The 17,710-nt window shown below is 40.8% G+C and carries 10 protein-coding genes; 7 read left to right on the top strand and 3 right to left on the bottom strand.

Annotated features, from left to right (window positions below):
• The first annotated feature begins 147 nt into the window (after window positions 1-147).
• The 6 genes from CLV95_RS12190 to CLV95_RS12165 are packed head-to-tail and all read left to right on the top strand — an operon-like array spanning window position 148 to window position 10,775.
• Complete coding sequence (locus CLV95_RS12190; protein WP_002722724.1) at window positions 148-1,935, top strand: CoA-transferase; 1,788 nt, start codon at window positions 148-150, stop codon at window positions 1,933-1,935.
• 33 nt (window positions 1,936-1,968) lie between these two features.
• Complete coding sequence (locus CLV95_RS12185; protein WP_002735443.1) at window positions 1,969-2,943, top strand: ketoacyl-ACP synthase III; 975 nt, start codon at window positions 1,969-1,971, stop codon at window positions 2,941-2,943.
• A gap of 23 nt (window positions 2,944-2,966) precedes the next feature.
• Window positions 2,967-8,321, top strand: a complete 5,355-nt coding sequence (locus CLV95_RS12180; protein ID WP_107694974.1) for an AAA family ATPase — start codon at window positions 2,967-2,969, stop codon at window positions 8,319-8,321.
• A 37-nt stretch (window positions 8,322-8,358) separates the two neighbouring features.
• On the top strand, window positions 8,359-8,913 hold the full coding sequence (locus CLV95_RS12175; protein WP_002735351.1) for a SiaB family protein kinase: 555 nt from the start codon (window positions 8,359-8,361) through the stop codon (window positions 8,911-8,913).
• Window positions 8,914-8,915: 2 nt separating this feature from the next.
• A complete protein-coding gene (locus CLV95_RS12170; protein ID WP_002722704.1) occupies window positions 8,916-9,290 on the top strand; it encodes a DUF1987 domain-containing protein in 375 nt (124 codons plus the stop codon).
• Between the two features lie 24 nt (window positions 9,291-9,314).
• Window positions 9,315-10,775, top strand: a complete 1,461-nt coding sequence (locus CLV95_RS12165) for an adenylate/guanylate cyclase domain-containing protein (protein ID WP_107694972.1) — start codon at window positions 9,315-9,317, stop codon at window positions 10,773-10,775.
• A 692-nt stretch (window positions 10,776-11,467) separates the two neighbouring features.
• Here CLV95_RS12165 and CLV95_RS12160 read toward each other — a convergent pair.
• The 3 genes from CLV95_RS12160 to CLV95_RS12145 all read right to left on the bottom strand — a co-directional run bounded on the left by CLV95_RS12160 (window position 11,468) and on the right by CLV95_RS12145 (window position 16,274).
• On the bottom strand, window positions 11,468-14,236 hold the full coding sequence (locus CLV95_RS12160; RefSeq protein ID WP_016749170.1) for a TonB-dependent receptor plug domain-containing protein: 2,769 nt from the start codon (window positions 14,234-14,236) through the stop codon (window positions 11,468-11,470).
• Between the two features lie 312 nt (window positions 14,237-14,548).
• A complete protein-coding gene (locus CLV95_RS12155) occupies window positions 14,549-15,007 on the bottom strand; it encodes a VOC family protein (protein WP_002722718.1) in 459 nt (152 codons plus the stop codon).
• 178 nt (window positions 15,008-15,185) lie between these two features.
• A complete protein-coding gene (locus CLV95_RS12145; RefSeq protein ID WP_002735454.1) occupies window positions 15,186-16,274 on the bottom strand; it encodes an endonuclease/exonuclease/phosphatase family protein in 1,089 nt (362 codons plus the stop codon).
• Window positions 16,275-16,400: 126 nt separating this feature from the next.
• Here CLV95_RS12145 and CLV95_RS12140 point away from each other — a divergent pair, with 126 nt between their 5' ends.
• Entirely contained in the window at window positions 16,401-17,399 is a 999-nt protein-coding gene (locus CLV95_RS12140) for a hypothetical protein (protein WP_002722700.1), read from the top strand.
• Window positions 17,400-17,710: the final 311 nt, after the last annotated feature.

The raw sequence follows: 17,710 nt of genomic DNA, 5'->3' as shown, positions 1-17,710 counted from the left end.
AAGAATTGTATAAAAACATTTGATAATTTTAAAAGAAGAAATTTTTTTATAACGATTTACTTCCTCGTAGGGCTAAATAAGAAAGATTCGTCCAAATTTGGAGACGAAGGATTCGTCGCGTCCGTATTACTCAGGGAATAAAAATCATTGGAAAAAAATGCGAAGATCTTTAAAAATCCAGATGAGATGATCCGAGAAACGGTGAGCCCGGGAATGTATTTACATCTTTCGGCGACTATGTCCAGGCCTAATGCTCTTATCTATTCCCTCGCCCGTTGTTTTCAAAATTCGAATCCAGAATTCGTGATTAGTATGGCGGGAATTCACTCCAGCGCGCACGCTCTCACGATCGCAAAGATCGTTAAAAAAATGATCACCGGTTTTGCAGGCGATAATTATCCGAAACCTTCTCCTAATTCATTATATTCTAATTTACTAGAAGGAAAACCGTTCGAACTGGAACTTTGGTCCCTTCTCAGCATCGTTCAAAGACTGATGGCGGGCGCAATGCGTCTTCCAGGTTTTATCACAAACTCCCTTTTAGGAAGCGACCTCATTTTAGACAAATTAGGTAAAACCGCATTTCTATTACCGGACCCCGGACATGATCCCGTTAGTAAGAACGGCTCCTATTCTCCAAATTATAAGGGTAAAAAAGGAGTGGACCTTGCATATATTCTCCCCTTAAATCCGGACTTCACTCTCTTACACGCGGTGATCGGAGACGAGGAAGGAAATTTAGTTCTCTGCCCTCCCAGCGGAGAGGGTTATTGGGGAGCCCTCGCGGCAAAAGAAGGGGTGATCGCAACCGTGGAAAAAATCGTTCCCAAAGGTTCCATTCCCGCAGAAATCGTTACGATTCCGGGAAATCGTGTAAAAGCGTTTTCCGTCGCGGAATTCGGCGCACATCCTCAATCCCTTCGAATCTATAATCTCCCGGGAATTCCCGCATTCAAAGGGCTTTCCACATACTTGGACGACTATGAATTTCAGATCGAGGCTAACGAAGCTGCAAACGCACCTTCTCGGGCCGAAAAATGGTATGCAAATTTCGTAAACTTAAAAGGCGGCCACGCGGAATATCTGGAACGTCTGGGAAGCGCTCGTCTTAAAAAATTAAAAAGTATTCCCGAAGAAAACAAAACCGTCAAACTGGAGAATCCGAAAACAGTAAACGACTCGGAGCAGATGATCATTCTCGCGGCGAGAGCGATCCAAGAATATGTCAAAACCAACGGTTATAAAACGATCCTCGCAGGAATCGGCGCAGCCCATATCTCGGCTTGGACCGCGGCCCGATTTTTGGAAAAAGAAGGAATCGAAGTCAAAGTTGTCACCGAGCTCGGTTTTTTTTCGATGAAACCTCATACCGGAGACGTTTTTCTTTTCAGTCAATTACACGCTAAAAATTGCACAATGCTCTCCGACATCACAGGCATTTTAGGAACCGTTGTTCCCGATCACTGCCTCGGAGTTTTAGGTGCGGCGGAAGTGGATTGGTTCGGGAACATCAATTCCACAAAAACGTCCAAGGGAAAATTCCTTGTGGGTTCGGGAGGAGCCAACGACATCGCGGCCGTCGCAGATTGTATCGTGGTCGCAAAAGCCAATCGAGGAAGGTTCGTAAAACACGTAAACTACATCACCTCTGTCGGAGACCGAGTAATGGAAGCAGTCTGTCAATTCGGAAGATTTCAAAGAAAACCGAATTCGGATCACGTTTTCGAATTTTCCCACTGGATCGCCCCTCCTTCCGATGAAGAAATGGAACCGGAAGAAGCGGTATTACGTTATACTTCTTGGCTTCCCCCGGACGAAGACATCCCTCTTAAACAAGAACCTCCGGTGACAGCGGAAGAACTCACCGTTTTACGCGAGTTGGATCCGGAAAAGATTTACATAGAACAATTTATGGTATATACAAGACTTCCATAATAAAATGAAATTCGAATTTAGTAGAGGCCCTTTATGAGTGGAAAAAATCAAACGTCGAACGGAATCAGGATCACCGGCTTCGGCCACTATCTTCCGGAACGAATCGTGACTAACGAGGAAATTCGTTCCCGTTTGAAATTTCCGGAAATGCATCCCGCCGAAAAAGCAGTGATTGGAAATATAGGAGTCAACGAAAGAAGAAGAGCCAACGAAACCGAAACCGCAATGTTCATGGCTTCGAAAGTGGCGGAAATGGCTTTAAAAGACGCAGGAAAAAAACCGGAAGATGTGGATCTTTATATTCTCGCGAATTGGACCGATCGTTATTATCTTCCCGATTTAGCACCCCAAGCATCGAAACTTTCCGGAACGTCCAACGCCCTCGCTTTCGACGTTAGTACGGCTTGTACGGGTTTCGTTCATGGAGTTCAAACGGCGTCCGCGTATTTGGGAACGAACAAATTTAAAAATGCTCTCGTTATCGGAAGTGAACGATTTTCCGTCAGAACCAGAATGGGAGGTTACGGGGAATTTACCGCGGGAGACGCAGCGGCAGGCGTTTTTTTAGAATATACAGGAGATAAAAATTTTGGGATCATCGACTCCTTTCTGCAAGACGACGGCGACCTTTCAGGTATCATCGTAACTGGACCTCCTCCAACGAGTTATGTGAAAAGTTATCCCGAACTCGTGAGCAAAGCGGCGGATCTCACTCTCAAGTCTATGGATCTACTCTTGGAAAAAAACGGTCTTACTATAGACGATGTGGACTGGGTCGTCCCTCATCCCGGAACGGACGTAGTCGTTCAAGACGTTCTCAAAAGGACTAAATTTCCGAGGGAAAAGATTCTTATGAACTTTGAAAGAGTCGGAAATACTTCCGCCGCCTCGATCCCGATCGTATTATCAGAATATTATTATAAAGGAAAGTTTAAAAAAGGAGATTTATTCCTTACCCCCGCCGTAGGAGGCGGATTTTATTGGGGAGGGCTCTTATTCCGTCTCTGAACGTAATAGGAACATCGATACGTATGAAAATAGAAGGTTACGAAATAAAAGAAAAAATGAACACGGACTCGTCCACGGAGGTTTACAAGGCAGTACGATCGGAGGATGGAACCGACGTAATCATTAAGTATATCCCGATCCTGGACGAATTGCATCCTGCGGTTGTAAATTTGAGGAATGAATACGAAATTCTGAACTACCTCTCATCCGATAAAATGATTCAAGCCTTTGGAATGGAGAAAATCCCGGAAGGTTTCACACTTATCTTGGAATTTGTTCCCGGAGAATCACTCAAACAGTTTTCCAAAAAGAAACCGGTCAAGCTAAACGACTTTTTCAAAATCGCGATCGATCTCACTGAAAAACTCGGTGAAATCCATAATAAAAAAGTAATACACAAAGATCTAAAACCGGACAACATCATATTCGATCCGAACGAGAATATTTTGAGAATTGTGGACTTCGGGATTTCTACACGCCTATCCAAAGAAGAAACTTCCTGGTCCAATCCAAACCGTCTTGAAGGAAGTATCCACTATGTTTCTCCGGAACAAACCGGCAGAATGAATCGTTCCGTGGATTACAGAAGCAACTTTTATTCCCTCGGAGTCACTTTCTACGAACTTCTCACCGGAAAACTTCCCTTTGAAAGCGAAGACCTACTGGAACTCGTCCATTTCCATCTCGCAAAATCCCCGGTCGACCCGCGTAAAATCCGCGGCGAAATCCCAGAAGCCCTTTCTCATGTCGTATTAAAACTTCTTTCAAAAACCGCGGAGGAAAGATACCAAACCTCGGAAGGACTCAAATCGGACTTGGAGATCATCCGGGACAAATGGCTGGAGTCGGGAGACGTTCCCAGTTTCCCGCTTGGCTCCACGGATTATTCCCACGAATTCAAAATCCCTCAAAAGCTCTACGGAAGAGAGGGATACATCGAAACGTTGTTAAACGAATTCAAACGTATGACGGAAACCGGAAGGACCAGCGTAGTCCTGATAGCAGGTTATTCCGGAGTCGGTAAATCCTCGCTCGTCAAAGAGATCAATAAACCTCTTACGGAATCGAAAGGTTATTCCATTTCCGGAAAATTCGATCAGTACAACCGTAACGTTCCTTTCAGTGCAATCATTCAAGTATTCTCCAATCTGATCGAACAAATCCTGACGGAATCTCCGGAAAGAATCGAAGACTGGAAAAACAAAATTCGCACCACTCTGGGCGCAAACGGAAAAGTTATAACGGACGTTTTACCGGAACTCGAATTTATCATCGGAGAACAGCCTCCCGTTACCGAGTTAGGACCTCAGGAAAACGCGAATCGTTTTTATTTGGTATTTCAGAATTTTATAAAAATCTTCGCCGACCAAGACCATCCGCTTGCCATTTTTTTAGATGACTTACAATGGGCCGATACATCTTCTTTGGAGCTTGTCAAAAATTTAATTGAAGATGCCTCCGTAAATTATATTTTCCTGATATTAGCTTATAGAGACAACGAAGTGGACCACACACATCCTTTTTCCACTCTGATAGCCGGTTTGGAAAAGGAAGGATTCCGTCTGGATAAAATTCTACTTAAACCTTTAAGTCTGGAAAATGTGAACGAACTTTTGTCGGACAGCTTACGAAAGCCGATCGAAGAAACCCTAAGTTTCGCCGAAATCGTCTATTCAAAAACGAGAGGAAATCCGTTCTTCATCAACGAACTATTGAAACAATTGTCCAAAGAGGAAATTATCTCTTATCAGCAAGGAAATCCAGCAAGCCCAGGAGGATGGGTCTGGGATCTTGAAAAGATCAAAAAGACCGATATTTCGGATAATGTGGTCGATCTTCTCGTAAAAAGAATCAAGAAGCTCTCCCCTAGAACCCAGGAAACTTTAAAACTTGCGTCCTGTATCGGAAGCAATTTCGATCTCGCAATCCAATCCAAAATTTTGGGCGCGACTTTGAAGGAAACCGCGGCAGCGCTTATCGAAACCATGGAAGAGGAATTGATCGTTCCGATCGGAGACAACTACCGACTCGTGGATTCCATGGTAGAGATAGAAGAAAATCAGGATAAGAATTTCCAAACCGCGAAGTCGATCCAATTCCGCTTTCAACACGACCGAGTGCAACAAGCAAGCTACGAACTTTTGAACGAGGATCAAAAACGATCCTTACGTCTTAAGATCGGCAGAATTCTTCTGGAAAACTTAAATGAAAAAGCTTTGGAAGATTCGATCTTTGACGTGGTAAACCACTTGAACACCGGTTCTCCTCTCATTACGGAATATTCCGAGAAAAGAAAATTAATACAGTTGAATCTCCAAGCCGCACAAAAAGCGAAACTCTCCGCGGCTTACAAACCATCGAAATTGTATTCGGAAAAAGCGAGAGAACTTCTGCTCTCATTTTCTAAATCGGGTAAAGACGACAAGGGGCTCTGGGAAAAGGAATATGACCTTGCTTATGCGGTTCACAAAGAACTCGCCGAAGCTCTTTACCTCAATGGGAATTTTGAAGAATCCCAGGAGATGATTCAGAATATTCTAAAACAAGCAAAAACTCCCGTGGAACAAGCGGAAGCGTACAACTTGCTGATGATCGAATATTCCGCCCAAGGTAAATATGATCTCGCAATGCCGACCGTAATCAAGGCCTTAAAACCTTTGGGAATCGAACTCCCGATTTCCGGTTTCGAAAAGGTGGCAAAAAAAGAAATCGAAGAGGCAAAAAAGAATCTCAAAAATAGAAGCATAACATCTCTGTTAGATGCTCCTCTTATGACGGACCCGAATCACATCTGGGCAGTGAATCTTTTGATCAGTGCGATTCCGATGGCTTACAATAAGGAACCTGCTCTTTTTCCGGTAATCTGTTTAAAGATGGCGAATCTTTTGTTGAAATACGGAAACCTTTCTGATTCGTACGAATATTCCTGTTACGGAATGGTACTCGTAGGAAAATTAGGAGATTATAAAGGCGCATACGACTTTTGCGAACTCGCGGTAAAACTCAGCGAGAAATATATGAACTCGGGCGGATATACCAAGGCGGCGAATATCCTCGCGAATTATTCCTCCTCTTTTGTGAAACACCTCAAGTTTTCCGAAGAAGTCAACATCAAGTGCGTTCAAGCCGCCTTAGATTCCGGAGAATTTTTACACGGAAGTTATGCCGCGATGAACGACGCTTCCAACGTGATGTTTCAAGGTAAAAATCTGGAAATCCTAAAACCAAAGATCAATCAGCTTCTCAAGTTCGTCAGAAAAGTAAAAAACAATCTTGCGATCGATACAATCCTCGGAACTATTCTCATCCTTTCGAATTTAAGAGGGGAAACGGGAAGTCATCTCGATTTCTCTTCGAGTGAATACCTGGAAAAAGATTACATCGATCTCTGCAACGACCATCAAAGTTTGGCTCCGATCTGCACCTTTAAAGTGATGAAGGTTCGTTCTCTTTTAATGTACGGAGAATACCAACTCGCGCTTCAAGAAGCGGAAGAAGCGAACAAAATGATTCTCTATCTCGGAGGTCAATACGGCCCGCTGGAACACAACTTTTTATATTCCCTCGCCCTGGCCGCAAACTATAAAAAAGTTTCCCCCGATCTCAAGAAAGAATATCTGAAAAAGATTCAGGAGAATCAAAAACAACTTTTTATACTAGCCGAAAGTTGTCCCGAAAACTTTTACCACAAATATCTACTCGTAGACGCGGAACTCGCAAAACTAGAATACAAAAATTGGAAAGCCGCAAAAACTTACGAAGCTGCAATTCGAGAAGCGAGAAAAAGCGAGTTTCAAAACGACGAAGCTCTCGCCTGCGAGAACGCCGCGATGTTCTGGCTATCCAAAGGCAGCGTCAAAATCGCCGGAGAATTTATCAACGAAGCATTCCATCGCTACGGGCTTTGGGGAGCCAACCTCAAACAGAGTATGCTCAAATCCAAATTTCCGGAATTTATCCGCGAGAGAGGAACGGGAATTCTACGCACCCATCGAACAATTTCCAGCACAACAGCAGCCGCAACCGAAGTTTATTCCGGCCAGACTTTGGATCTTCAATCCGTATTAAAAAGTTCCACGGCGATTTCCGGAGAGATCAAACTGGAAAATCTTTTGGACAAATTGATGAAGATCGTTATCGAAAACGCCGGGGCACAAAGAGGTGTACTCATCTTGAAAAAAGAAGGGAAACTCTATGTGGAAGCCGAAGGTTCGATTTCCAAAGACGACGTGGAGGTATTGACCGGAATTCCTCTCGGCAGTAGCAAAAATCTTCCGATCTCGCTCATCTATTACGTGGAAAGAACCAAGGAAAACCTTGTTTTAAGAAACGCAAATCAGGACGAAAAATTCAACAAAGACGAATATATCAAAAATTCTAAAACGAAATCGATTCTCTGTGCACCGGTTATCAAACAAGGAGAAATCTCTGGAATTCTCTATCTGGAAAATAATCTTTCGGAAGGAGCCTTTACTTCGGATCGACTTCAGATTATGAATATCCTTTCTTCTCAAGCTGCAATCTCCATCGATAACGCATTACTTTATGCGAATATGGAGGAAAAAGTTAGAGAAAGAACCAGAGAATTAGCTCAAGCAAATGCGGATCTAGAACTTAAGAATCAGCGTATTACGGATAGTATTACGTATTCTTTAAATATTCAACAGGCGATTCTTCCCTCGGATGATACTCTCGCGAAAAGCTTACGCGAACAGTTCGTTTTATTCAGACCAAAAGACATCGTATCGGGAGATTTCTACTGGTTCAGTAAAAAAGAAGGATCCGTTTTCCTTGCGGCAGTCGATTGTACTGGACATGGAGTTCCCGGCGCATTAATGTCCATGATAGGGAATACCTTGCTCAACCAGATCGTAAACGAGGCGGGAATCAAAGATCCAGGAAAAGTTCTGGAACATTTAAACCGAAATGTACGACAAGCTTTAAAACAAGACACTTTAGGCGCGAACTCGTTAGATGGAATGGATATTTGTTTCTGTCGGATCGACGAGGACAAGGTATTGTTCGCCGGCGCAAAAAGACCGCTCTATTTCTCAAAAGGTGACAAAATCGAAGAAATCAAAGGTGACAGACATTCGATCGGTGGAAGACAAAAAGAGGATTCCAGAACATATTCCACTCGCGAAGTAAAATTGGAAAAGGGAAAATCCACTATGTTTTACCTCACAACGGACGGATATATGGATCAACCGAATCCCCAAAGACAAAGAATCACGAACAAAGGTTTGATAAGGCATTTAGAAAGCGTTCTCTCGTTACCCGCACACGAACAAAAGGAAAAGTTGTCCGCCTTTTTGGATGAATACCAAGCGGGAGAAGTTCAGAGAGACGACATAACTTTGATTGGATTTAGAATTTAATCAAACGAACAAAATTACAGGAGTACGTTAAAACGAAATGATAGAAAATAACTCTCTAGAATTGTTTAAACAATATAGAAATGCCTACGATCATCAATTCATTGTTTCCTTTAAAGGTCGTTTATCTCAAGAGGTTCTGACGGAATTCGGCTCGATGATCCGGACTTCCCTAAGTACTGAATCGAAAATTAAAAAAATCTTTGCAGTTTTTATCGAACTTGCTCAGAATATGTTACACTATTCCGCGGAAAGAAAAGTCCTCGAAGATGGAAGAGAAAGCGGTGTCGGCATCATTATGGTCGATGAAAAATCGATTGGCTATAATATTTCAGCGGGAAATCTTGTATTAAATGAAAAAATCGAATTACTAAAAAGTAAATGTGAAAAAATTAATTCTATGTCAAGGGATGAGTTAAAGACTTATTACCAACGACAGTTACGCTCAAATAGACCCGAAGAAAGTAAAGGGGCGGGTGTAGGTTTAATCGATATTGCAAGAAAGTCGGATGGACCTCTTTCCTACGATATCTCGCCGGTGGACGATAAACACTCGTTCTTCACACTTTCTGTATATTTTACAAAGGAAAATTAAGAATGGAATCACTGCATATTCAGCAGACCAAAACCTCTCCGGAAGTCATCTTAGACACGGAGCAGGGATTGATCGAAATTATCGGAGAATCTTATCCTGAAAATGCGATCGCATTTTACAAACCCGTATTCGATTGGTTAAACGCGATGATGAATTCAAAATCGCAGGTTCAAGTAAAATTTCAGCTAGATTATTTTAATACGAGTTCGTCTAAAGTGATCATGGATATTCTAGATTCTCTCCAAAAATACCACGACCAAAACGGCAAAGTAAAAGTACTCTGGTTATACAAAGAGGATGACGACGATATGCAAGAGACAGGAGAAGAATTTTCATCTGATCTTTCCCTTCCATTCGAGCTCAAGTCCTATAAGTAACATAGTTAGGCTTTAGAAAATTACATGGAACAGAAAGACTTCAATTCTTTTTTTGAAAACGAATTTCAATTATTAAGCGAAGTCAATGAAATTTTAGATAAGAAAGAACCCCTTGATCAAGAAGCTCTTTTAAAAGAGCTGAAAAAAATTGGAGAGGCTTACGAATCTCTTTTAAAACAGTCTTCCAAACTTATGAAAATCGGGGATTCCACTCAGAATCGTCTGATTAAAACTCAAACGGAACTACAGGATTCCAATCAAAGACTTGCGTCTTCCTATCAAAATCTAAAGCAGCTAAGCGAAATCGGCCAGATGATCACCGCCAGTCTGGAACCCAAGATCATCCTGACTTCCGTATATGAAAACACGAAGTCCATGCTCTCCATAGATATTCTCGCATTCGGGATCATCGAAGAAGGCAAAAACGAAATCAAATATAAATTCAATTTGATCGAAGGACGTTACACTCCCGCGCCTTCGGTGGACTCTCTTACCGAAGAAAATCCTTCTTCTTTTTGTTATCATAACAACCAAGAATTGATTACGAACGATCTCGAAAAAGATTTTCCTCAGTATATTTCCACCATTCAGAAACATTTCGGAGAAAAGATAAGTTCGGTGGTTTATCTTCCTTTGAAAGTAGAGGAAAGATTTATCGGAATTCTTACGATCCAGAGTTACAACAAAAACGAATTCAACGAAAACAAACTCAATATTTTAAGAACTCTCGCCAATTACGTCGCGATCGGGGTGGATAACGCGGACGCATACAAAACACTTTCCAAAAGGAACCGCGAACTCAAAGATTCTTTAGAAGAAATTAATATGTTAAACAAAGGTTTAGAGAAGGAAAGGCAAAAGTCGGAAAGTCTTTTGCTAAACATCCTTCCTAAATCGACCGCGGAAAGATTAAAAGCGGGCGAGAGTGTAATCGCGGATTATATTAAGAAGTCCACGGTTCTGTTTGCAGATATCGTTGGTTTTTCCAAACTTTCCACACAAATCCCGACCCCAAATCAGCTGGTGGAAATTTTGAATCAGATCTTCACTTGTTTCGACGACATCGCAAGCAAATACCATCTCGAAAAAATCAAAACAATCGGAGATTGTTATATGATGGCGGGCGGAATTCCAATCGCAACCGAAGATCACGCGGAAAAAATCGCGTTAGCCGCAATTGATATGATCCAAGGTCTTAAACATCTTCAAAAATCTTGGAAATACGAATTTAATATTCGAATCGGTATACATACAGGAGACGTAGTCGCCGGGGTAATCGGTAAAAATAAATTCGTTTATGATCTTTGGGGTGATTCGGTGAACACGGCTTCTAGAATGGAATCCCACGGAGAACCCGGCAAAATACACCGTTCCGAAGCGGTTTACGAATCCCTTAAGAACATATTCACGTTTGAAGATAGGGGTATCATCGAGGTTAAAGGTAAAGGCCCGATGAGAACTTTTTTTCTTCTAGATAAAAAGTAATCTTTTTAAACCGGCCATTCCAAATTCCTTTCAAAAAAATCTCAAACATAGCTCGTTTTGTATTAAGAGTCTATCCTAAAACCTGAATAGAAACTAGTTTGAATCCCATTCGATACGTTCGTAATAAACCCGCCGGAGTTCACACAGTTTACGTCCTCCGGGCATTGATGAATTTTTAAACGATTTTATCGTTGTTAACTCTCATAGAGTTCTAAGGTTTTAATTTTACACCGCCTCACTTAGCCACCCAAAAGATTTGAATGATTTTAGAAAAGTCCATTCTCATTTTATTGCATCAAACCTAAGAACTTGTCCCAAAACCTGAGAAAAGAAATCGGTTCCAAAAGTTCGTAATAAAACGAAAACGTAGGAGTTCCCACGGATTATGGCTCTTTAATAATTTACGGGTTTTCGAACAGATTTTATTGTTCGTGCACTCTTATCGGAGTTCTTACGATTCCAAAGTTTTGGGACAAGTTCCCAAATTAAATCTAAGATTATTAATCAAATCTATATTAGAGTTGTTGAAAAATTCCATAGTGAAGTTTCACAAACTGCTTCGATCAACCATTTACTGAAAATAGAAACAGATGAAGAATCAATTTTCAACAACTCTATTCTAAAGTGAAAGACGGATCGATATAAAATCATAGGCACTTTACGTACGGGTTCAAAAAATCTAAATATTTCGTTTAAAATCTTAATTCAATTCCAAAATTGAGATAAGGAATTTTATTTTTCTCAGTTCTTAAAGATTGTAATCCGTTTAAATAAATATATCGAGTTTCCGGATTGGCTCCAGGCACAACTGGAAAAAGCGGATTGAAAGTATCTGCGCTCACTGCAATCCTACTTCCGGTAATGTTCACAAGCTCCAAGTACAGAGTCATTCTCCCCCAACTTGTAGGAATAAAACGATCAAATCTTAAATCGAATTGCTGATAATGAGGAAGTCTAGCGGACCGAGGTATGTCCGAATAAACCGGTTGGTAGAGAGCAAAACCAGAAGGAGTAGAGTTCGAACTTGAAGAAAACTGAGGAAGATAAGGAAATAGCTCAGAAAGAATCTGTTGAGTAGTGCTAGTTTTGGATCCAACCACAGGAGTATATGCATAATTCGTTAAATACGTAGCTCTTAAACCGATTTGACCCTTCTCGCCGAACTTCCAACCAATCACCATATTGAACATATGAGTTCTATCAAAGTCGTATAACTCTTCTTTCGATTTTTTGAACAAAACATCATAACTACCATCTCTATAAAAGTTTGCGTAATAGTGATCCGCATTTTCCTGATGAATCAATTCTTTTGCCGAACTTTCAGCAAGCCAAGAGGAATATTCTTGCCGATTCAATTCAGGTAAATTACGGTTTCTTTTCGTAATCGATTTTGTATAAGAAAGCCATCCATACAAACCGGACTCAGTTGAAGGTTCCTTTTTGACAAAAACTTCTACTCCACGAGAATAACCGGTCATCGAATTAGAATAGTTTAAATTAGAACGCCTAATTAAAGACAAGTCGACAGAAGGATCCAAACTTTCTCGCACTAGATCTCTGTTTTTAGAAAAAGGATCCATTGCATAAGGGTCCGCAACGGAAAGATTAGAAAATGTATTCTGATATCCTTCTATTTTAATATTCCAAGAATTTCCTATTTTCTGATCCCAACCGATTTCGGCGTGATCGGATTCTTCCATTTTCAGCTTAGGATTTCCAGTTCTAACGGAGTATCGACTCACGTCCGCAGGAGCTTGAAAGTGCCTGCCATATCCCGCAAAAATCCTAGATTGCGTATAAGCAATCTCCTTACTGATCCCAATTCGAGGAGCCGTTTTCCACTCTTTCGATTTATCATAATATTCCCTTCTTATTCCTAGATTTAAATTGAAATCATAAAACCTAAGCCTATTTTCAAAGAAAGTACCAATCTGTCTAGTTCTAACGGAATCCCCTTCCAAAACGGATTTTACATCCGAAGAATTGAATAACTGTTGATGGATGAAGTTATACGTAGGGTCCAGATCCATCTGAGAAACCTTCCCCTTGTAACCGATGTCTACCTCTCTATACTGGCCGCCGAAAACAACCTTCCAATTTCGTTTTAACAATTCTATTTCGGAAACATTTTCTATCTGTCTTAGATCGTTAAAGTATTCGTTTTGAATCGTTTGAACCCTTTTATACAAAGAAGGCGGATAAGCTATTTTGGCGATGTCAAAAACCAACAGATCCAAACCGCTTTCAACAACCTCGTTGAAATAATTTCTAGAAACGTTAAACGTATTTGTAATCGAACTTTTAGGTTTCCAAATATGCTGAATTCCGTCGGTTCTAAAAATGCGATCCAATCTCGCGGCGTCCGCTGCGGACGGAGGACTGGCAAACGATCGAGCGGCCTCCTTAGGATCGTATTGACCGAGTTCCTTAAATGGATAACGTTTATCCTTTGCACCGAAAGTCTGAAACGATATGGAATGATTTTCGTTCATATCCCAACCGATTCTTGCCTGATAATCGTTATAATCCGCTAAAAAGGTTTCCGCAGGAATCAAATTGGGAACCCTTCCAAAAATGACGTTTGGATAATATTTCTTACCGGATACGGAAACGTTTAAATCTTTTGTAATATTGCGATATGTGTATACATCGGTTAAAAAAGCGTTCAAATGAGCCACGGACAAATTCGAATCCCTTTTTTGAAATCCCTCTATATTGACAATTCCTCCCGTAGCAAACCCGTATCTCGCAGAATAGGAACCCGAATACAACTCTAAGGAACGAATCGCGTTATTGTTAATTACAGAAGTGAGTCCGTCCGCGTGAAACGGATAACTCATAGGTAAACCGTTAAAATAAAACTGATTTGCACGAGCCCCAGCTCCACGCATCACTAAAAAACCTTTTTCACCATTTGGTTTATCAGGTTTGTTCGGATTTACTTGACTAAAAATTTGAATCGCGGATTGAAAACTGGCTCCGGTATACGTCTGATACATAGGAGAAATCCCCGGCATGGATTGAACTGCTTTAAGTGCATCTCCAAAACCTCCGGGCATTCGAACAGCGTCTTCCTGATTCAGCGTATAGTTTGGAGGAGCTTCCGGTTTTTTTGCAGTTACGTTAATCGCTCTCTCGGAAACATTAGGATTAGAAACGAATTCTATACTAAAATTTTCTTGAGTCGCATTAACCGTTCTTTTTTCCGTAAAGCCGCTTTTCCAGATTAGAACCACTTCGTAATTTCCCCGATCCGGTAACTCTATCGTAATTTCCTTAAACTCGAAAAAAGAAATATTCTTCTCAAAATCCTTTCCCCGAAGTATCAGCTGCACGGGAATATCCGATTTAGAATTTGTTGATATTTTTAAACGGATTGGAGTTTTAGAAAATATAGACTGCGCCCAGCAGCTGATGGATAAAAGAATAAAAATTGGAATTATCAATTTCCGTATAGGCATATAATACGTCACGCTTATTTTTCGTGTGATTTCAAAAATTCGAAAAAATAAAATACAAAGCAGGAATTTACGAACGACTAATTTGTCTAATAGTTCTCAAGTCTACAAAAATCAGCACTTATAGAGAGAAATAAAAGAGAGGTCTTTTGAAAGTTTTTAGTAAGAACTATTTCAAAAATGTCCGAAAAAGAACACATCTAAAAGCAATAATACCATCGAAATTGAAAATCATAAACTACGAGTTTTCTAAAGTTTTAGGACAGTTTTTTGTTATCCGCAAAAAAACGAATATTCAAAATGCTTTATGCGACATCAACCGAGAGCCTTAATTACGTCTGCAGGAGCCTGTACAAGTTCCACAAGTACACCTTCGGACGAGTATGGAAATTCTTCGTTTCCTTTCGGATGAATGAAACATACGTCATATCCAGCGGCACCTTTACGGATTCCGCCCGGAGTAAAACGAACTCCTTTTGCAGTCAGCCATTCCACCGCCTTATAAATATCGTCCACCCAAAGTCCGATATGATTGAGTTTCGGTTCGTGAACCTTAGGACTTTTATTTGAGTCGATCGGTTGCATAATGTCGACTTCGACCGCGTAAGCACCCTTACCCATTCTGAGTATATCTTCGTCTACGTTTTCTTTTTCGCTTTTAAACGTTCCTGTTTTTTCAAGCCCGAGGAGATCCACCCAAAAAGTTTCGAGTCTTTTTTTGTCTTCTCCACCCACCGCAATCTGCTGGATTCCCAATATCTTAAAAGGTCTCATGTCTGTGTCCGATGAATTCTTTCATCCAAAGAATTATCCCTTCTCGATTTGGCAATCTTAATTGGTAAACACCTATTCGTATAGGAATGTTCATTTTTACTTTTACAAGAAATTCCCGTCATGTTTTTGCTTTATAGAAAGAAACGCTGAGCTTTTACGTTCCTCTGTTCCAACCATCTCATTCTTTATGGAGTGTTTGATATATTCCGATTTGGGGGAAATGATCCGAAATGGTCCAAAGTGTTTCTCCCTGATCCACTTTATATTCTGTTTGTTTTAAGTTGGAAGAATAAAAAATATAATCGATCGTTCTATCCGGTTTTCCAATCGCCGGATCGTTTGGGTAATACGTATAATATTTTTCTCTTCCAACTCCATTCAAAATATTGAATGGAACAGCGGAGTTCCATCGATCAAAGAGAGGTTTGATTTCCTGCTCATCCGAATAAAAGAAAGCGCCGTTAGGATGCATAAGTTTCCGATCGAACCCGGGAGGAAGTAAATTAAAATCCCCTCCCAACACCCAGTAATGTCCTGCAAGATCCAGCTCTTTCAAAAGGCCGGCAATCGTCTCCACTTGTCTACGCATCGTATCCGTTCCTTGGGAAAATGCATCGAGGTGCGTGTTCAACACAGTAAATTTATCACCGCCTTCAATCGGCAAATCGTTTTGAAGAATTGCCCTTTTCAAATTGAATTGGGTAGAGATAGGATCAGCAGGCATAAGCGGTAAAGAATGTCGGATTCCGTCGGAAATTTTATATTTACTGACCGTCGCAAGCTTCATCCCCACACTACCCCAAATTTTAGGATGGGGAACGAAAAAGGATTTCCAGTAAAAAGCTTCGCTTTTGCACATATAGGCAGGCCCGATTTGAGACAAAATTCTTTCCAGTTGATCCTCTTCGAACGTATTTTTGGATCCGTCATGAAGTTCCTGAAAAAGGATCACATCCGGACTTTCCGAACGGATATAGTCGGCCACTTTTTTGAGAGTTTCTTCGATCTCCTCTCTGGAAGGACCAACATCCGGCCCATCTCCTTCGGGCAGATCGTACCAAAAAACTCTTTTTTTTCCGGCAAGATATTGCACGTTCCAGACCAAAAGTTTGATCTTAGAATCCGCTTTTAAGATTGGAGCGTTTTCGCTACAAAGAATATTCGCGGGTTCCGCCTGATTCGGATGATACGTGATCGAATAGATCAATACTAAAAAGAAACCGAAAAGAATTCCGAATATAGCCGCGATTTTTTTCAACCAACTCATCATCATCTCCTAAAAAATTATCAAGCGAAAGACATACGATTAAAGAGAATAAAATTAGGGAAAGAAAAGCGAATGTAAAGGATTTTCTTTTTGGAAGGGTGAAATAAAATTGTCCTTAAAGCCGAGATGAAAACATTCTTTACGATTCTACTCCTAATCTTTCTAATACAAACATCCGTCAATTCGGAAGAACTCGAACTTAAGATCCGTATCAAAAACGGAACTACCGGTAAAGAAGGCAACATCGAATCTCTTCGAATTATAGCCCTTCAACAGGGGATGATTCCTATTAAAGAAATTGGACCTTCAAAAGGTTCTTTTATCATCCCGAAACTTTCTGTTCCGGACGGGACGCCCATTCTTCTTCAAGCGAAGTATGCGGGAATCAATTACAACAAGATGGTTCCTCCGGTCCCCATTATTCGCTCCGGAGTTCAGGAAATCGTCGTATATGAAAAGACAAAGGAAAAATCTTTCGTGAGAACGAGATCCGCCATGCAAATTTCCAGAGGGAGAAACTTCCTAAGAGTCTTTAAAATTTACTTAATATCAAACAATACGATTCCTCCTAAAAGTTTTCAGGACGAGCAAAATCCTTTCGAAATTTTCGTTCCTTCCGAAGCAAACGACGTAGTCGGTCAGTTAACTCAAGGAGAATCGAGAATGGCAATCCCCCTTCAACTCAAGGACGGCACGAACGGAAAGTTATTAGATCGAGCGATTCTTCCCGGGAGTTCGGAATTACAAATTTCTTATACGATTCCCGCTAGTAATCTCTCCACGGTCACGTTCAAGGATAAGATGCTCTCCGAAAAAGAAGAAGGTTTTAGAGCGGTTTTTTCAAAGCCGCAGGACATGGAAATTTCTTTTATAGGGGCTTCTAAACAAGAAAAAATTCAAGAAGACGTTTCTTCCGACATGAAAGCGTTCAAGGTAAATTACCCTTCCCCCAAATACGAAATTTCCATTTCGGTTTCAGGTGGAGCGCCGATTACAGATACGGAAAGAGTCGATCGGAAGATAGAAAACGGAACCTGGTCCACCGAACGTTCTTTATTGGGGTTAGTAGCTATATTAGGATTTCTTTTTACTCTTTCTTTCATTTTCGTTTTCAGAAAGAACTAAGAACTTATCTCAAAAATTCGGTAGAAATATCATCGCGAATTCTTCACAAAATGAAGGAACTTCCCCATTCAGAGGACTGATAACAGTGCCGTGATGTCGCTCTCACAGCAGACAATCTAAAGGCCTAAAATCAAGTTTACAGAAATCAAACTGCAGATGAACGAAATGAGGAGTAAAAAGGGCCGAATGCTGATGAAGCCGAATATTGTTGTAAAGTGTAATAGTTAGAAGTTGATCTAATACTCCTTGAAATAAAAAAGGAGAAACAGATGACAACAACACAAAAGATAATCAAGAACAAGTAACAACTC

Origin of the sequence: Leptospira borgpetersenii serovar Javanica (assembly GCF_003046425.1) — a bacterium.
GTDB lineage: Bacteria > Spirochaetota > Leptospiria > Leptospirales > Leptospiraceae > Leptospira > Leptospira borgpetersenii.
Note: the sequence above shows the minus strand (reverse complement) of the source record. Positions and strands in the feature narration are given on the sequence as shown.